The following is a 16,357-nucleotide window of genomic DNA, read 5'->3' as shown; positions in this document are numbered from 1 at the left end:
AATGCTGAAAATCAATACTCAAGCCGAATGGATCGACCGAGCGAACGCCGTCTTGCCCGCCGGGGGATTTGGCAATTTCGACCCCGGTATCATCATTGCACGTGGCGAAGGCAGCCATGTTTGGGACGAAGATGGAAACGAATTCATCGACTATCTGATTGGCTCGGGTCCGATGCTGCTGGGTCATGGCCACCCCGAAGTGATTGAGGCCGTGCTGGAACAACTGCCCAAAGGCATGACATTCTTTGCCAACAACGCCAAAGGCATTGAGCTGGCCGAGGCGATCATTGACGCGGTTCCGTGCTGTGAACAAATCCGCTTTGTCGCGTCGGGTGGAGAGGCGGACATGTACGCAATCCGTCTGGCCCGCGCCTATACCGGCCGCGACAAGATACTGAAATTTGAAGGCGGGTACCACGGGATGAGCGCGGAGGCGCAGATGAGCCTTGCCCCAAGTCGCCAGGTCAACTTTCCGCAGGCCGTACCCGATAGCGCCGGTATCCCCGAAGGTGTGGCCGAACAAATGCTGATCGCGCCCTTCAACGATCTGGATGCCGTGTCGGCCCTGCTGGATGAACATGACGATGTCGCCGCGATCATGGTCGAGCCGTTGCAGCGGATCATTCCACCTTTGCCAGGGTATCTACAGGGGCTGCGGGATCTGTGCGACAAGCATAATGTTCTGCTGATCTTTGATGAGATCGTCACCGGTTTCCGTCTGGCCTATGGCGGTGCGCAGGAAAAATACGGCGTCACGCCCGATATCTGCACCCTCGGTAAGATTACCGGCGGTGGTTTCCCTCTGGCCGCTTTGGGCGCCAGTGTCGATATCATGAAGCATTTCGACAAGGCGCAAGTGGGTGAGGAAGGCTGGCTGATGCAGTTGGGGACCTTGTCCGGCAATCCGGTGGCGTCGGTCGCGGGTCTCAAGACCATGGAGATTCTTCGGCGCGACGGTGTTTACGACCAATTGCGCGCGACCGGTGCGGCATTGCAGCAGATGCAGGTGCATGCGCTGACAAAGGCTGGCATTCCGCATCAGGTTTGCGGCGATGAGACTCTGTTTGATATCTGTTTTACCGATGCTGCCTGTCGGGACTACCGAAGTGCAAAACATGACGATCCACACCGCAACACCCTCTACAACGATACGTTGCGCGCGCACGGTATCTTCAAATCCCCCGGCAAACTTTATCCGTCCTTGGCAGTCACCGAGGCTGATTTGGAACAAACCCGCGCAGCCGTTGAAAAGGCAGTAGACGCAATCAGCGCAGCGTGACGCACCTCAGAGAAAAGAAATGGGCCGCTGTCGAAATATGACAGCGGCCCTAACCGATCAGCAGTTTGGTGCAATCTCGCCCCCTCGAATACCACTTAAGCGAATATACTGAAAAAACTTTCGACTTTTTTGAGACAGCCCCCTGATCTCATCGGTATGCAACCTTGATGCCAGATTGGCAGGGAGTCTACAGTGAAGTAATTCACATTACTCAAATTTTTCTCAATTTCTCCAATCAAAGAACCCGGGCCCCGCTTTTCTCAGAAGCGACTCTGCCATTTTGCGCCCCATTTCCGCTGCATCGGCGATGGTGCCAGAGATGTCTTCGGAAATCGCCTCGGAACCATCCGGGCGCAGCACTTCACCGCGCAGGCGCAGGGTGCCGCCCTGTATCTCGGCCAGACCGGCGATGGGTGTTTCACAAGACCCATCTAACGCCGCCAGCAAGGCGCGTTCAGCGATCAGGCGTTGACCGGTTTCGGTATCGTGGATTGCCTCAAGCATACCCGCTGCGCGGGAATCATCGTTGCGGCGTTCGATACCGATTGTGCCCTGTGCAATGGCCGGTAACATCTGTTCAGGCGCGATCGCCGTGGCGGGCACGTCTTCCATATTCAGGCGGCGTATGCCTGCCATGGCCAGAAAGGTACAATCGGCCACACCATCCGCCAGTTTCTTCAGTCTGGTCTGCACGTTGCCACGAAATTCAACCACTTTCAGGTCGGGCCGCCGGTTCAGCAGCTGTGCCCGGCGGCGCAGTGATGAGGTGCCGACCACCGCACCCTGTGGAAGATCGCGGATCGAATTGAGCTTGGGTGAGATAAATGCATCGCGCACATCCTCACGCGGTAGAAATGTGTCCAACACCAGCCCCTCGGGCTGTTGCACCGGCATGTCCTTGGTGGAATGCACCGCGATGTCGATTGCGCCGCGCAACATCGCTTCTTCGATTTCCTTGGTGAACAGACCCTTGTTGCCGATCTCTTTCAAAGGTCGGTCTGCATCGATCATGGCCCGGTTGTCGCCCGTGGTTTTGATCACCACGATTTCGAACGCATCGTCTGGCAGGTCAAAGGCCGCACCCAGCCTTTGCCGGGTCTCATAGGCTTGCGCCAGGGCCAGTGGCGAACCACGTGTGCCGATTTTCAGCGGTGAGTCGGGATTGGGCAGGGTCAGTGTCATATGCCAAGCTTTAGTCGCGTCACGTTGCCCTGACAATGGGGGCAGCGCTTGACAAATTGCCGCCGAAGACGGACCCGTTCCGTTGACCGACACGATTGGGGGCAAATATGGCCGAGACAAAGAAACTGCTGCGGGCGCTGGCGGGTGAGGTGCAGGATGTGCCGCCGATCTGGATGATGCGTCAGGCCGGGCGGTATCTGCCCGAATATCGCGCAACCCGCGCGCAAGCCGGCGATTTTCTGTCGCTGTGCTACAACCCCGAGCTTGCGGCCGAGGTCACGCTGCAACCCATCCGACGTTATGGCTTCGACGCGGCCATCCTGTTTGCAGACATTTTGTTGGTGCCACAGGCGCTGGGCGCTGAGTTGTGGTTCGTGACCGGAGAAGGCCCGCGCTTGTCGACCATCACGCAGCAATCGGACTTTGACGCGCTGAAACCGGTTGAGACGATCCATGAGACTTTGTCACCGGTCTATGAAACGGTGCGCATCCTTTCGAGGGAATTGCCGTCCGAGACAACGCTGATCGGGTTCGCCGGCGCGCCCTGGACGGTGGCAACCTATATGATCGCAGGGCGCGGCACACCGGATCAGGGACCGGCCCATGCGCTGCGCGAGGGAAACACCGCCTTGTTCGAGGCGCTGATGGATCGGATTACGCTGGCCACGATCGAGTATCTTTCGGCCCAGATCGACGCTGGGGCCGAGGTGGTCAAGATCTTTGACAGCTGGGCCGGATCGCTGAAGGGTGATGCATTCCAGAAATACGCGGTCGAGCCTTGCCGGGTGATTACGCAAGCCATCAAGGCACGCCATCCTGGTATCCCGGTGATCGGCTTCCCCCGTGAAGCCGGGGATGGTTATATCGGTTTCGCCAAGGCAACCGGTGTGGATTGCGTTGCGCTGGACAATTCGGTGTCCCCGGAATGGGGGGCGGAGCATGTGCAGGTCGACGGTTGCGTTCAGGGCAATCTGGCCTCGTCCCATATGGTGACCGGCGGGCAGGCATTGGTGGATGAGACGCGGCGGATCGTCCAGGCATTCTCGAATGGTCCGCATATCTTCAACCTCGGTCATGGGATTACACCGGATGCTGACCCAGAGAATGTTCAGTTGATGATCGACACAGTTCGCGGGCGATAGGCAAGGGAAGGGGTGCCAGCCCCCTTCTTGGCCTGCGGCCAATTCATCCCCCGAGATATTTTTAGCCAGATGAAGAGGGGGATACCTGTTGTGCGTCAAACTCGTTCAGGATGTCCTGACGGTGTTCTCCGCGTCTGGGGCTGGGTTTGGGGCGCCATTCATTAGTTGAAAATCTGGGGGCGGCGGCGGCTTGAAGGGTGCCATCTGTACTGCGCCATGTTTGGCGGGCAGTGTTCATCGGGTGGGCATGTGCTTCGGTCGGGCTAAGCACGGGCGCGACGCAGGCATCGGTGCCGTCGAAAAGATCTGCCCAATGATCACGCGGTTGGCTGGCAAAGATTTCGGTCAGGCGTTGTGTGAGGGCAGGCCAGCTTGCGCGATTGTATTGTTGCTGGAAATCAGGGTCTTCGGACAAGCCCAGTTTTTGCAGAAACAGGGCGTAGAATTTGGGTTCCAGACACTGCACCGTTACGAACCCGCCATCGACGCAGGTGTAGGTCCGGCTCCAATGAGGGCCATCCAGCAGGCTCTGCCCGCGCGATTCCGACAAGTTGCCCGTCTGGCCAAGGCTCATCAGCAGGTTCATCATATGGGCCGACCCGTCATAGATTGCGGCGTCGACCACCGTTCCTTCACCCGTTTTTTGCGCATTCAGAAGCCCGGCCAGAAGGCCCGTAACAAGATACAAAGCCCCACCGCCGATATCACCAACAAGCGTTGCCGGGGTTTGCGGGGGCTGACCCGGTTGAGACGCATACCAAAGCGCACCGGACAGGGCGATATAGTTCAGATCGTGCCCGGCAGCGTCTGAAAGGGGGCTGTCCTGCCCCCAGCCGGTCATCCGGCCATAGACCAGCTTTGGGTTCAACGCATGACATTTTTGGGGGCTTAGGCCGAGTTTTTCCATCACGCCGGGGCGAAATCCTTCGATCAGCCCATCGGCCCATGCGATCAGGCGTTTCGCAATCTCAAGATCGCCTGCGTCTTTTAGATCCAGATCAATCGACCGTTTACCACGGTCGAGCACCGAACGCTCCGGCATCCCGGGCGTTACCGCTTGTCCTTTTCGGTGAACGGTTATGACGTCTGCGCCCATATCCGCCAATAACATCGCCGCGAAAGGAGCCGGGCCCAGCCCCTCGAACTCTAGGATCCTGTAACCGTTCAGCATGGTGCCCCTTTCATTTTGGCGCAGGGTTTCGGGATCGTCCGCGAATTGCAAGACCCCAGTTGTGAGCTAAGCAAGCTCCTTCAATTCAAAAAAGCGCAGGATGATGTGCGGAATTGACCTGTTCTGTGCACGACGAGCGGGTTAGGGTCGCCGCCAGAATAAGGAACCTGTATGACGACCATTCTATCTATCAAGGACCTGCGCAAATCCTACGCCGACGGGTTTGAGGCGTTGAAAGGTGTCTCGTTGGAGATCGAGCAGGGGGAAATTCTGGCGCTGCTGGGGCCAAACGGGGCGGGCAAGACGACGCTTATTTCGACGATCTGTGGCATCACCACGCCGACCTCGGGTGCAGTGACGGTAGGTGGCCACGATATTCAAACTGATTTTCGCGCCGCGCGTCGAATGATTGGATTGGTGCCGCAAGAAATTGCCCTTGAGCCGTTCGAGAAGGTCTGGAACACGGTGCGCCTGTCGCGCGGCCTGTTCGGGCTGAGCCGAAACGACGAGAGGATCGAAGACATCCTGCGCAAACTGTCCCTTTGGGAAAAGCGAAAGAACGCGATCAAAGAGCTGTCCGGAGGTATGAAACGTCGGGTGATGATTGCCAAAGCGCTTTCGCATGAACCGCGGGTGCTGTTTCTGGACGAACCAACCGCAGGTGTGGATGTCGAACTGCGCAAGGACATGTGGGAGATTGTGGCCGAATTGAAAAGGTCCGGCGTCACCATCATCCTAACTACACATTACATAGAAGAGGCCGAAGCGATTGCTGATCGCGTTGGCGTCATCGACAAGGGTGAATTGCTGCTGGTGCAGGACAAAGACACTCTGATGGCGCAGATGGGCAAAAAACACCTTGAGGTGATGTTGACCGAGCCGATCCAGTCTATTCCGGACAGTCTGGCAGCCCATAACCTAGAGCTCAACGGCAGTGGCGATGCGCTTGTCTACACATATGACACCAACGCAGACCGTACCGGGATAACCGCCTTGTTGAACGACGTGGCGCAGGCTGGTCTGGTTTTGCGTGATGTGCAAACCCGGCAGTCAAGCCTTGAAGAGATTTTTGTCAATCTGGTGTCGGGAGAGCCCGCATGAACTGGTCCGCCATTGCCGCCATATACCGCTTTGAAATGGCCCGGTTCTTTCGCACCTTGGCGCAGAGCTTCCTGTCTCCGGTCCTTTCGACATCGCTGTACTTCGTGGTGTTCGGCACTGCTATCGGCAGCCGCATCCAAGAGGTCGAAGGGGTTTCTTATGGCGCTTTCATCGTGCCGGGGCTGATCATGTTGTCAGTCGTGCTGCTTGCGATATCGAACGCGTCCTTTGGTATCTACTTTCCCAAATTTCTGGGCACGATTTACGAACTGCTTTCAGCGCCTGTTAACTTTATCGAGATCGTGATCGGCTATGTCGGCGCGGCGGCAACAAAAGCGTTGTTTGTTGGTGTGGTCATTCTTGTGACAGCCTCGTTCTTTGTGGACTTGCGTATCCAGCACCCGATTGCGATGGCCGCGTTCCTGATCCTGACCTGCCTAAGCTTTTCGTTGCTGGGCTTTATTATCGGCATCTGGGCCAGCAATTTCGAGCAGATGTCTTTGGTACCTCAACTTGTTGTGACGCCGCTGATTTTTCTAGGCGGCACGTTCTACTCGATCTCGATGCTGCCGCCGGTTTGGCAGACAGTCACCCTGTTCAACCCCGTAGTTTACCTGATTTCGGGGTTTCGATGGTCTTTTTATGGAATGGCGGATGTGCCAATCGGGCTTAGCCTTCTGGCTATTCTTCTTTTTACCGGCCTGTGCCTTGGCATCATTGGCTGGATATTCAAAACCGGCTGGCGCATCCGCAGCTAACCCGCAGACAGGAGTTGTATTTTTGTCCTCTGACCTAACGAAATCTACTCATGTCGCCCATTCCGCAACGGCGGTCCCTTGTTTACCGGTTGGGCGCACTCTACATCGGCACCCATGAAACTCAGCCTGCCCTTTATGAAGAAACACCCTGTTGTGGCCGTTGTGCGCCTGTCTGGCGCGATCGGGATGGCCGGGCGTGGGTCAATGTCCGACACCACGCTGGCCCCCGTGCTTGAGAAAGCCTTTCGCAAGGGTAAGCCAGCCGCCGTCGCGCTTGAGATTAACTCGCCCGGTGGGTCGCCCGTGCAAAGCTCTTTGATCGGGTCGCGGATCCGGCGATTGTCGGATGAGCTTGACGTTCCCGTCATCGCGTTTGTCGAGGATGTGGCGGCATCGGGGGGCTATTGGTTGGCCGCCGCTGCGGATGAGATTTACGCTGATGACAGCTCGGTTCTGGGTTCGATTGGGGTCATTTCATCGGGCTTCGGCGCGCATATCCTGTTGAAACGGCAAGGGATTGAACGGCGTGTGCATACCGCTGGGCAGTCGAAATCCATGCTCGACCCGTTCTCGCCAGAAAAGAAAGAGGATGTCGCGCGTCTCGAAGGGTTGCTGGCCGATATCCATGAAAACTTCATCGCTCATGTCAAGAATCGGCGCGGGTCCAAGCTGGATCACAGTCAGGACCTTTTTACAGGTGAGATCTGGCTGGCACGGCGCGCGCAGGAGTTGGGCCTGATTGATGGTATCGCCCATCTGAAGCCCAAAATGCAGGAACGCTTTGGCGACAAGGTTAAGTTCCGCCGGTATGGGCTGCGCAAGCCGTTATGGACCCGGTTCGGTGCGTCTCTGGCGCAGGATGCCATCGCAGGCCTGGAAGAGCGTGCCGCCTACGCGCGGTTTGGTCTGTAACGTGATCGTCAAGATTGTCACCCTTTTCCTGATCGCCATGGGCGTCCTGGCGATGTTCGGAAAGCTGCGTTTTCCAGGGCAGAAGCGGCTGCAATCTGCAAGATGTCCGCGCTGCGGACGGTTCAGGATCGGTAAAGGCCCCTGCGCCTGCGAAAAAGGAGGCCGCATATGACGGCATGGCTGTTATCCGGCCTTGGTTTGCTGATTTTGCTGCTGGCGGGGGATGCCTTGGTTCGCGGCGCCGTGAACCTGAGCCTGCGCCTGGGCGTACCCGCGCTGATCGTTAGTTTGACGATTGTGGCGTTTGGTACTTCGGCGCCTGAATTGTTGATTGCCATCAGTGCGATCAAGGAAAACGCGCCCGGAATTGCGCTGGGCAATGTTGTCGGGTCGAATACCGCGAATATCCTTTTGGTTCTGGGCGTACCGGCGTTGCTGGCAACATTGCATACCAGCGAATGCGACAGCCGAAAGAACTACATTTTCATGCTACTGGCTTCGGCCATGTTCATCGGGCTGGCCTTCTTTGGTGTGTTCACATTGCTGAGCGGGGCGATACTGCTTGCCGCCCTTGGTATCATACTGTGGATTGCCTTCCGCGAGGCCAATAACCATCGAAAATCCTGTGGTCAGGCCTTTCCCAGTTCCGACGACCTTGAAGGCCTGGAAGAAGCTGACCCCAGCATGCCGTATTGGAAAGTATCGGTCTACCTGGTTCTTGGCCTCATCGGCTTGCCGATGGGTGCGCATCTTCTTGTTGAAAACGCGACCTTGATTGCCCGCACCTATGGCGTCAGCGAAACAGTTATCGGCCTGACACTGGTTGCGGTCGGAACCTCTTTGCCTGAACTGGCGACGACGGTAATGGCGGCACTAAGACGGCAAGCGGATGTAGCATTGGGCAACGTCATCGGTTCGAACATGTTCAACCTGCTGGCCATCGTCGGGATTGCAACATTTGTTGGCCCCATTCCGGTGGATCCGGAATTTCTTCGCTTTGACCTGTGGGTCATGCTTGGTGCATCCTTGCTGCTGATCCCGTTTGTCTTTTTCAAACAGGATATCACCCGCATCTGGGGCGTCTTGTTGACACTTTTGTACGCGGCCTATGTGATCTCTCTGCTAGTGTGATTGGACGGAAAGGGCCTACATGACCCGAGCTTTAGTAACCGGTGCGGGAAAACGTCTTGGCAGAGCAATGGCGTTGTACCTGGCGCAGCGCGGCTATGACATCGCCGTTCATTTTGCCACCTCAGAGCAAGCCGCACAGGAAACTGTAGCCGAAATTCAATCCTTGGGTCGTATGGCAATCGCATTGCAGGCCGACCTGCTGGATGAAGCTCAGGTCAGCATCCTGCTGTCCCGCGCAGCCGCGGCGTTGGGTGGCCCTATCACCTGCCTCGTCAACAACGCCTCGATCTTTGAATATGACAATATCAACACGACCACGCGGGAAAGCTGGGATCGGCATCTGGAAAGCAATCTGCGGGCGCCTTTCGTGCTGACACAGGCCATGGCTGAACAGGGCTTGAAACCCGAAACTGATGAGGCGGGCGAACCCGTTGCCACCGGGCTGATCGTCAATATGGTGGATATGCGGGTGCGCAAACTGACGCCCGAGTTCATGTCCTACACGATTGCGAAAATGGGTCTGTGGGCCTTGACACGTACGGCCGCTCAGGCCTTGACGCCTGCAATACGGGTAAACGCCATTGGGCCGGGTCCGACCATGCAGGGCCACCGTCAGACCGAGGATCACTTTAAGACGCAGCGCGCCAACACTGTTCTCGAACGTGGTGCGAACCTTTCGGATATCACGGCCGCGCTGGGCTATTTTCTTGATGCGCACGCGGTTACCGGACAGCTTCTTTGCGTGGACGGTGGACAGCATTTGGGCTGGCAAACACCGGATGTTTTGGGTGTTGAATAAGTAATTCCGCCGCAAGTTTTGCACCGCTCGCGTTTCCGTTACCGGATTGTTACAAAAATGTCTTTTTTTTCATGTACTTGCCCTGTGTATGAAAAAGTTTCATTTAAAAACAGTATCTTATATATACGCCTATTTTTTAGGCAAATTAATCAATCCTTAATGAATCAAGGGAATTTCGCGGTGCTGGGAAACTTATCTTCATACTTATCCACAGAAACCGTGGATTTGTTTTCCCTTGAACTGCACCGCCTAAGATTGCAGCCATAGTCAGAGAATCATATCTCAGGCCCATGACAATCCAGAACGACTCGACACCCGAAATGCAGCCCTCCGGCTATGCCTGCATCCAGCGTTATGTAAAAACGCTGGACAGTTCGCCGGGCGTTTACCGGATGCTGGATGCAGACAGCCGGGTTTTGTATGTGGGCAAGGCACGAAACCTGAAGGCGCGCGTATCGAATTATGCGCGCCCCGGCCATTCCGGGCGGATCGAGCGTATGATTGCATCGACTGCCTCGATGATGTTCCTGACAACCCGGACCGAGACCGAAGCGCTGCTGCTTGAGCAAAATCTGATCAAGCAGCTCAAGCCAAAATACAATGTGCTCCTGCGCGACGATAAGAGCTTTCCGAATATCCTGGTCGCCAAAGATCACGCATACCCACAGATCAAAAAACATCGCGGGGCGAAGAAAGAGAAGGGTGCATATTTTGGCCCCTTCGCCAGTGCGGGTGCGGTAAACCGAACACTCAACCAACTGCAAAAGGCGTTCCTGCTGCGCAACTGCTCGGACTCCATGTTCGACAGCCGGACCCGACCTTGCTTGCTGTATCAGATCAAGCGGTGTTCCGGGCCTTGTGTCGATTTGATCTCGCAGGAGGATTACAGGGAGAGCGTTAAAGATGCCGAGCGGTTCCTGTCTGGCCGCTCGACCAAGGTGCAAGAGGATTTGGCCGAACAGATGATGGCGGCTTCTGAAGCAATGGAATTCGAACGCGCCGCCGGTCTGCGGGATCGAATCCGGGCGCTGACGCAGGTGCAGACCTCTCAGGGGATCAATCCGCGTGGTGTGGCCGAAGCGGATGTGATTGGCCTCTACATGGACAGCGGTCAGGCCTGCGTTCAGGTGTTCTTTATTCGTGCGAACCAGAACTGGGGTAACAAGGATTTCTATCCCCGGGTTGGCGCCGATGTGTCAGCCGCCGAAGTGATGGAGGCGTTCATCGGTCAGTTCTACGACAACAAGGAACCGCCGCGGCAATTGATCCTGTCAGACGCGATCGAGAACGCCGATCTCATGCAAGAGGCGCTGTCTGAGAAGGCAGGTCGCAAGGTTGAAATCCTGGTTCCGCAGCGCGGTGAGAAACAGGAACTCGTTGCCGGTGCCCTGCGCAATGCACGCGAGTCTCTGGCCCGGCGGATGTCAGAAAGTGCCACGCAGGCCAAGTTGCTGCGCGGTGTGGCCGAAGCGTTTGATCTGGACGCGCCACCAACGCGGATTGAGGTCTATGACAACTCTCATATTCAGGGCACCAATGCAGTCGGTGGAATGATTGTTGCGGGACCAGAGGGGTTCATGAAAAACGCTTATCGCAAGTTCAACATCCGTGGGGATGATCTGACCCCCGGCGATGACTTCGGAATGATGAAAGAGGTACTGACTCGCCGCTTTACCCGTCTGCAAAAAGAGGACCCCGATCGCGACAAAGGGATGTGGCCCGATCTTCTGTTAATTGATGGCGGGGCTGGGCAGGTGAGTGCCGTGCATGAGATCATGCAAACGCATGGGGTGGAAGACATACCGATGGTCGGCGTCGCCAAGGGTATTGATCGGGACCATGGCAAGGAAGAGTTCCATCGCATCGGACAACGCCCCTTTGCCCTGAAACGAAATGATCCGGTTTTGTACTTCGTCCAGCGCCTGCGGGATGAGGCGCACAGGTTTGCCATCGGCACCCATCGCGCAAAACGGGCCAAGGCTGTGGGTGCAACTCCGCTGGATGACATTCCCGGCGTCGGCGCAGCCCGAAAACGCGCATTGCTGGCGCATTTCGGCAGCGCCAAGGCCGTCAGCCGGGCCAATCTGGCCGATCTGAAGGCGGTTGACGGCATCTCAGCCGGGTTGGCGCAGAAAGTTTATGACTTCTTTCACGAAAAAGGTTAGACCTGCCGTCCGCGCCAAAGGATGTAAAGCCCCGAGGCGACGATTAGCGCGGTGCCTATCCACATGGTCCCGTCCAGACGCTCGCCAAAGGCGACCACGCCCAATGCGACGCCAAAAAGCAGGCGCGAATAGCGGAACGGGGCGACGGATGAAACCTCTCCGGTCCGCATCGCCTTCATCAGCAGTGCATAGGCCAAGGTGCCGATCACAATCGCGCCGCTGACATACAGGCCGGTTTGCAGGTCCAGCGCCGCAATGGGCGTACCCTCCCAAAGCCTGAAAGCCAGCCCGGCAACCACGATGCAAAGAAAACCGTAAAAGCCCAGCACCTCGGTCCCCAGCGTTGCCGGGGCGGCACGGCTGGCCAGGTCACGCCCGGCAAAGCCCAGCATGCCAAGCACGGCAAGGATTGAGAGCGCCGAGAACCCCTCACCAGTCGGCTGGATGATCACCACGACGCCGATCAGGCCGGTCACAATCGCGCTCCAGCGTCGCCAGCCAACCGTTTCACCAAAGAACAGCGCGGCACCCGCAACCACGAACAACGGGGTCGCTTGCAGGATCACGGTGGCGACAGAAAGCGGAGTCAGCGCAATCGCAAGAACAAAGAACAGCCGCCCAAGTATTTCGAACAAAACCCGCACCTTCATCGGGCGGGACAACACATCGATGTGGAAAAGCCGCGCTCCGCGCAGCAGTGCGGCTGCCGCAAAAACTGCTGAGCCACCCGCGCCGAACAGCACGAGTATTTGCCAGATCGGCAGTGTGGCAGAAGCCCCTTTGATCAGCGCATCCTCAAGCGCGAAAAGCGCCATCGCTGAAATCATCCAGACGCTGCCGATCAGATTGGATCGGGGATCAGTTTTTATGTGGGATATCATGTTTTCGCCGCTTTGGAATCGGGCGCCAACCTGACTGCAAAGCAAACGCGTGCCAAGGGGTATCTGGCGGAAAAACTGGCTTGCGACCGTTTGACCAACAGCATCGCAACTGCCTGTGATTGGGTCAGTTTTTTCCGGTGCTGTCTTTTATGTCTGCACTCGGCACTGTAATGTCCGAACCATGAAGTGGAACCTGCCCAATATCCTGACCGTGCTACGCTTGCTTGCGGCGCCCGGTCTGGCCGTAATGTTTCTGTATTTCACGCGTCCCTATGCAGATTGGTTTGCTTTGGTCCTGTTTTTGTCGGCCGCCATCACGGATTGGTTCGACGGCTATCTTGCGCGGACGTGGCAACAGGAAACCAAGATCGGCGCTATGATGGACCCGATTGCCGACAAGGCGATGGTGGTGATCGCGCTGATGATCCTTGTCGGTTATTCGACCGAAAGCTGGACACCATGGCTGGTCCTGCCCGCGACGGTGATCCTGTTTCGCGAGGTTTTTGTTTCTGGGCTGCGCGAATATCTGGGTGATGTGGCGGGTACACTCAAAGTCACGAAACTGGCCAAGTGGAAAACAACGGCGCAAATGGTGGCGATCGCTGTACTGTTTTCGCAAGGGATCTTTGAACATTACTTCGTGATGGGTTCTTTCGGTATGACCCCAGAGTTGATAGACGAAGTTTTGTCTGGGCAGGTCGACGACGTAAACCACCTGCGTTGGCATCTGGAAGGAATGTTCTGGTCGGGCCGCATCGGGCTGTGGTTGCTGTGGATCGCTGCGGCGCTGACATTGATCACCGGCTATGATTACCTACGTAAAGCTTTGCCCCATCTGAAGGAGAGCTGAGTGATGGACGTGCTGTATTTCGCCTGGGTGCGCGAACGGATCGGCCTGCCGAAAGAGCGGATCGAGACCGAGGCCGCAACGGTATCCGATCTGGTTGCCGAACTCAGTGCGCGCGAGGACCGATATGCGGCAGCCTTCGCGGATCTGTCTGCATTGCGGGTCGCGCTGGATCAGGAATTGTCGGATTTTGACGCCTCATTGTCCGGCGTGCGCGAGGTTGCATTTTTCCCACCGATGACCGGCGGTTGAAATGCGCATCGTCGTACAGGAACAGGAATTCGATCTGGGTGCCGAGGCCAACGCGTTTGCCGCGGGCGACAACGGCAACGGGGCAATTGTGACCTTTACCGGTGTTGTGCGTGATCTGGCATCCGGCAATCTGGATGTGATGGAGATCGAACATTATCCCGGCATGACCGAACGGGCGCTGACCAAGATCGCAGAAGATGCACAGGCCCGCTGGTCGTTGGGAGATGTGCTGGTGATCCACCGTTACGGGCGGCTTGCCCCCGGGGACCGGATTATGATGGTGGCCACGGCCGCTCCGCATCGTAAAGATGCGTTCGAGGCGGCGGAATACCTGATGGACTACCTGAAATCCCGCGCGCCGTTCTGGAAAAAAGAAATCACCTCGGGTGGTGCTGATTGGGTTGCCGCCAAGGACGAGGATGAAGACGCGCTAGCCCGCTGGTAGTGATCAGTCGGCGTTGTTTATCCGACCCCGCAGCTCTTCGGCCTCTTGCCGCGCCGCGCGCAAACCATCCATGGCCGCGTCCAGTTCCGCCTCGGCCTGCGTTAGCTGGTTCGTCAGTTCCGCTTCACGCTGTTGCAGATACGTTATCGCCTGATCGCGGGTTTCCTCGGCCTCGTGCAATTCCTGGCTCATACGGTCCAGATCGGCCACGTCGCTCTGACGCACACGAGACAGGCGATGCGCCAGCCAGTTGGCAAACCAGCCCATGCAAAATGCCGCGAACAGGATGATGGCGGTGGCGATAATGAATTCAATTCTGTTCACTTTGCTGATCCCCTTCATCCGCGTCTGCGGCGGTGTTTTCCGTCTGCTCTGCCTCGATTGATTCCGCCTCAATCGCGTCCAGCCCTGTTTCCGGGTTTTCAACCGGTTCAGGCCGGATCAAACGGAACTCGATACGGCGGTTCTGTTCGCGGCCCTCTTCGGTGTCGTTTTCGGCAATGGGCTGAGTTTCCCCATAGCCCACGGCGGTGTAGCTGGCCGTTGGTATCCGACGTCCGCGCAGTTCGTTCAGGATGGACTGTGCGCGCGCCTGGCTAAGCTGCTGGTTCATTTCTTCGCGACCCTGACTGTCGGTGTGCCCCTGAATCTCAAGTCTGATCGGGCCACATTCGCGCAAGATATCTGCAATCTGGTTTACTGTATCGCGCGAGTCGGCGGCGACGGTGGCCGAACCGGGTTCAAAAGCAATCTTGGTTTCCGCCTGAACTTCGACGATGCGTTCCTCACAAACCTCGGGATCGGGCAATGTGTCTTCGGGTAACGCAGGCGGTTCCTGATAGGTAATGGACAACGAGAACTCTTGTGCGTCGCCAAGTTTTTCGGACAACAAACCAGCAATCTGCGCTTTGGAGTCCTTGCTGTGGCTGACACCGTTCAGAACAAGATCATCGGGTGTGACCGTCAGCGCACCGTTGTGCAGATGAGCTAGCGCTTCAAGCCCGGTCAGAACGCGAACAGGCCACGTCATCGGCAGATCCTCGGGCGCGATGCGGGTCGCGGTGTAGACATGTTCGGACCCAAACGCAGCGCGGGCGTAGCTGTCCACCATGTCACGCTGAGATGCGTCGCCTAGCCGGCCACGCATCTGAACCAGGCCTTCGGGGCTGCGTGTTGCTGTGAATTCTGGCGGGCCCGACGCTTCTGCGGACTCGGGCGGTGGCAAGATCGCGTGCAAGGCAAAGACCGGAGGCAAGGCGTTCTCAAGCTCACCCACCACCCGGTCAAAGGTTCCGGCATCGGTGCCTTCTGCGGCGACCAGCGTTATGTCTGCGTCCGACATCGTTACCGACCCCCGGCCAAGTTCGGCCAAAGCGCGAATGCTGAGTACAGCGGCCTCGGGCCACCGCGGTGAGGGTTCGCCCAGCCCGATGGTGCAGGTGTAGATGGAATTCAGACCGGCCTCTTGCGCTGCGGCAATAATGGTATCGCGCGCCTTAGTGTCCTGGGCGGAACAGGCGTCAAATTGGCCACCGCCCTCGCCAATCAGAAACCGCAAAGTGAATGGCGTGATAACAGGGCGCGGGGCCGAGATTGAAAGCCCGATCCGAAGGCTGGGCGGGGCCGCACGGGTGAGGCCTTGTTCCAGTTGTTCCTTTTCCTGTTGGCTGTCGGCAATGGCCGTGATCTTGACCAAACCGGGGCTGGCCGAGATCTTTGCCCGCGGCAATCGGGCCAGTGCCTCAACAGCAAATCCGATTGCGTCGTCCCAGCCCTTGGGCTTGGGATAATTGGCAGTTTCCATTAGGTCCGAAACAGGGCTGCCATTACCCAGATTGCTTAGCCTTTTCACTAGCGCCTCGCGGTCCTCGCTGGCCGGGATAAGGCCGATGACGGAAATGCCGCTGTCGTTGCGCAGGATCTCGGCCGAGAATCCGGGTGCAGCCAGTTCGGTTGTTGGCGCGACCTCCATCTCGTCGATCACGCGCGAGGTGTCGACCTCGGTGCCTGCGGCCGTAAGCGCGTTAAAGCGTACGGCTTCGGTGCTGGCCGTGCCCGTCAGAACAACGCGCAAACCATCTGAATATACCTCAGCCCAGTCATGCCCCTGAAGGTCCAGCGCGCGGCGAACGGCAAATTCCGACGTTTCCTCGACCTTGGTCACTGCAATACTGGCGGCCAACAGACATAGGCCCGCAGACATGAGAAAGATAGTGGCAGCAGCAAGGGCGTAGGGTAGACGCATGTTCGGGTTATCGACTCCTCAAGCGATTGTGCGAACTCTTACAGAGG

General features: G+C 57.4%; 16 protein-coding genes. 11 read left to right on the top strand and 5 right to left on the bottom strand.

Annotated features, from left to right (window positions below; translation table 11 throughout):
• The first annotated feature begins 1 nt into the window (after position 1).
• Positions 2–1,279 carry an aspartate aminotransferase family protein gene (locus tag ACXAET_RS11505; protein ID WP_475184917.1) on the top strand — a complete coding sequence of 426 codons (1,278 nt, stop codon included), beginning with the start codon at positions 2–4 and terminating at the stop codon, positions 1,277–1,279.
• 222 nt (positions 1,280–1,501) lie between these two features.
• Here the strand turns inward: ACXAET_RS11505 and hemC are convergent, their stop codons facing one another.
• Positions 1,502–2,461, bottom strand: a complete 960-nt coding sequence (hemC, locus tag ACXAET_RS11500; protein ID WP_475184915.1) for a hydroxymethylbilane synthase — start codon at positions 2,459–2,461, stop codon at positions 1,502–1,504.
• 107 nt (positions 2,462–2,568) lie between these two features.
• On the opposite strand from hemC, the gene hemE reads away from it, so the two are divergent.
• Positions 2,569–3,603: a uroporphyrinogen decarboxylase gene (hemE, locus tag ACXAET_RS11495; RefSeq protein ID WP_475184912.1), complete on the top strand. Its 1,035-nt coding sequence runs from the start codon at positions 2,569–2,571 to the stop codon at positions 3,601–3,603.
• 61 nt (positions 3,604–3,664) lie between these two features.
• Here the strand turns inward: hemE and ACXAET_RS11490 are convergent, their stop codons facing one another.
• A complete protein-coding gene (locus ACXAET_RS11490; protein WP_475184911.1) occupies positions 3,665–4,774 on the bottom strand; it encodes a CaiB/BaiF CoA transferase family protein in 1,110 nt (369 codons plus the stop codon).
• Positions 4,775–4,945: 171 nt separating this feature from the next.
• On the opposite strand from ACXAET_RS11490, the gene ACXAET_RS11485 reads away from it, so the two are divergent.
• The 6 genes from ACXAET_RS11485 to uvrC all read left to right on the top strand — a co-directional run bounded on the left by ACXAET_RS11485 (position 4,946) and on the right by uvrC (position 11,640).
• Positions 4,946–5,875: an ABC transporter ATP-binding protein gene (locus ACXAET_RS11485; protein ID WP_068337933.1), complete on the top strand. Its 930-nt coding sequence runs from the start codon at positions 4,946–4,948 to the stop codon at positions 5,873–5,875.
• Positions 5,872–6,633, top strand: coding sequence for an ABC transporter permease (locus tag ACXAET_RS11480; RefSeq protein WP_224891430.1), 762 nt, complete (start codon positions 5,872–5,874; stop codon positions 6,631–6,633). Before ACXAET_RS11485 ends, ACXAET_RS11480 begins: the two co-directional genes overlap by 4 nt.
• Positions 6,634–6,747: 114 nt before the next feature.
• Complete coding sequence (locus ACXAET_RS11475) at positions 6,748–7,545, top strand: S49 family peptidase (protein WP_475184905.1); 798 nt, start codon at positions 6,748–6,750, stop codon at positions 7,543–7,545.
• 168 nt (positions 7,546–7,713) lie between these two features.
• Positions 7,714–8,676 (top strand): calcium/sodium antiporter, encoded by a 963-nt coding sequence (locus ACXAET_RS11470; protein WP_475184901.1) that lies wholly within the window; start codon positions 7,714–7,716, stop codon positions 8,674–8,676.
• Between the two features lie 19 nt (positions 8,677–8,695).
• A complete protein-coding gene (locus ACXAET_RS11465; protein ID WP_475184897.1) occupies positions 8,696–9,475 on the top strand; it encodes an SDR family oxidoreductase in 780 nt (259 codons plus the stop codon).
• Between the two features lie 290 nt (positions 9,476–9,765).
• Entirely contained in the window at positions 9,766–11,640 is a 1,875-nt protein-coding gene (gene uvrC / locus ACXAET_RS11460; protein ID WP_475184892.1) for an excinuclease ABC subunit UvrC, read from the top strand.
• Here uvrC and ACXAET_RS11455 read toward each other — a convergent pair.
• Entirely contained in the window at positions 11,637–12,521 is an 885-nt protein-coding gene (locus ACXAET_RS11455; RefSeq protein WP_475184889.1) for a DMT family transporter, read from the bottom strand. The two genes, uvrC and ACXAET_RS11455, sit on opposite strands and share 4 nt — an antisense overlap.
• 181 nt (positions 12,522–12,702) lie before the next feature.
• On the opposite strand from ACXAET_RS11455, the gene pgsA reads away from it, so the two are divergent.
• Genes pgsA through ACXAET_RS11440 form a run of 3 tightly spaced genes read left to right on the top strand, consistent with a single transcriptional unit; the run spans position 12,703 to position 14,065 of the window.
• The gene (gene pgsA, locus ACXAET_RS11450) at positions 12,703–13,371 is read left to right on the top strand and encodes a CDP-diacylglycerol--glycerol-3-phosphate 3-phosphatidyltransferase (protein ID WP_475184887.1); all 669 of its coding nucleotides are present in this window, start codon (positions 12,703–12,705) and stop codon (positions 13,369–13,371) included.
• 3 nt (positions 13,372–13,374) lie between these two features.
• Positions 13,375–13,620: a molybdopterin converting factor subunit 1 gene (gene moaD / locus ACXAET_RS11445; RefSeq protein ID WP_058278869.1), complete on the top strand. Its 246-nt coding sequence runs from the start codon at positions 13,375–13,377 to the stop codon at positions 13,618–13,620.
• A gap of 1 nt (position 13,621) precedes the next feature.
• Complete coding sequence (locus ACXAET_RS11440) at positions 13,622–14,065, top strand: molybdenum cofactor biosynthesis protein MoaE (RefSeq protein WP_475184881.1); 444 nt, start codon at positions 13,622–13,624, stop codon at positions 14,063–14,065.
• A 3-nt stretch (positions 14,066–14,068) separates the two neighbouring features.
• On the opposite strand, the gene ACXAET_RS11435 is transcribed toward ACXAET_RS11440, so the two are convergent.
• Both ACXAET_RS11435 and ACXAET_RS11430 read right to left on the bottom strand, forming a co-directional pair.
• Positions 14,069–14,389, bottom strand: a complete 321-nt coding sequence (locus ACXAET_RS11435) for a hypothetical protein (protein WP_475184877.1) — start codon at positions 14,387–14,389, stop codon at positions 14,069–14,071.
• Positions 14,376–16,310 carry an OmpA family protein gene (locus ACXAET_RS11430; protein ID WP_475184876.1) on the bottom strand — a complete coding sequence of 645 codons (1,935 nt, stop codon included), beginning with the start codon at positions 16,308–16,310 and terminating at the stop codon, positions 14,376–14,378. The genes ACXAET_RS11435 and ACXAET_RS11430 overlap by 14 nt, the downstream gene beginning before the upstream one ends.
• Positions 16,311–16,357 lie beyond the last annotated feature (47 nt).

This window comes from Ruegeria sp. AWH4_226 (assembly GCF_056159225.1).
This window is presented reverse-complemented; position numbering and strand designations above follow the sequence as displayed.

Excerpts from the sequence above, each read along its gene's own strand:
- pgsA (WP_475184887.1), top strand. The coding sequence starts at position 12,703 with ATGAAGTGGAACCTGCCCAATATCCTGACCGTGCTACGCTTGCTTGCG.
- ACXAET_RS11505 (WP_475184917.1), top strand. The coding sequence starts at position 2 with ATGCTGAAAATCAATACTCAAGCCGAATGGATCGACCGAGCGAACGCC.
- hemC (WP_475184915.1), bottom strand. The coding sequence starts at position 2,461 with ATGACACTGACCCTGCCCAATCCCGACTCACCGCTGAAAATCGGCACA.
- ACXAET_RS11490 (WP_475184911.1), bottom strand. The coding sequence starts at position 4,774 with ATGCTGAACGGTTACAGGATCCTAGAGTTCGAGGGGCTGGGCCCGGCT.
- uvrC (WP_475184892.1), top strand. The coding sequence starts at position 9,766 with ATGACAATCCAGAACGACTCGACACCCGAAATGCAGCCCTCCGGCTAT.
- ACXAET_RS11480 (WP_224891430.1), top strand. The coding sequence starts at position 5,872 with ATGAACTGGTCCGCCATTGCCGCCATATACCGCTTTGAAATGGCCCGG.
- moaD (WP_058278869.1), top strand. The coding sequence starts at position 13,375 with ATGGACGTGCTGTATTTCGCCTGGGTGCGCGAACGGATCGGCCTGCCG.
- ACXAET_RS11430 (WP_475184876.1), bottom strand. The coding sequence starts at position 16,310 with ATGCGTCTACCCTACGCCCTTGCTGCTGCCACTATCTTTCTCATGTCT.
- ACXAET_RS11485 (WP_068337933.1), top strand. The coding sequence starts at position 4,946 with ATGACGACCATTCTATCTATCAAGGACCTGCGCAAATCCTACGCCGAC.
- hemE (WP_475184912.1), top strand. The coding sequence starts at position 2,569 with ATGGCCGAGACAAAGAAACTGCTGCGGGCGCTGGCGGGTGAGGTGCAG.
- ACXAET_RS11455 (WP_475184889.1), bottom strand. The coding sequence starts at position 12,521 with ATGATATCCCACATAAAAACTGATCCCCGATCCAATCTGATCGGCAGC.
- ACXAET_RS11440 (WP_475184881.1), top strand. The coding sequence starts at position 13,622 with ATGCGCATCGTCGTACAGGAACAGGAATTCGATCTGGGTGCCGAGGCC.
- ACXAET_RS11465 (WP_475184897.1), top strand. The coding sequence starts at position 8,696 with ATGACCCGAGCTTTAGTAACCGGTGCGGGAAAACGTCTTGGCAGAGCA.
- ACXAET_RS11475 (WP_475184905.1), top strand. The coding sequence starts at position 6,748 with ATGAAACTCAGCCTGCCCTTTATGAAGAAACACCCTGTTGTGGCCGTT.
- ACXAET_RS11470 (WP_475184901.1), top strand. The coding sequence starts at position 7,714 with ATGACGGCATGGCTGTTATCCGGCCTTGGTTTGCTGATTTTGCTGCTG.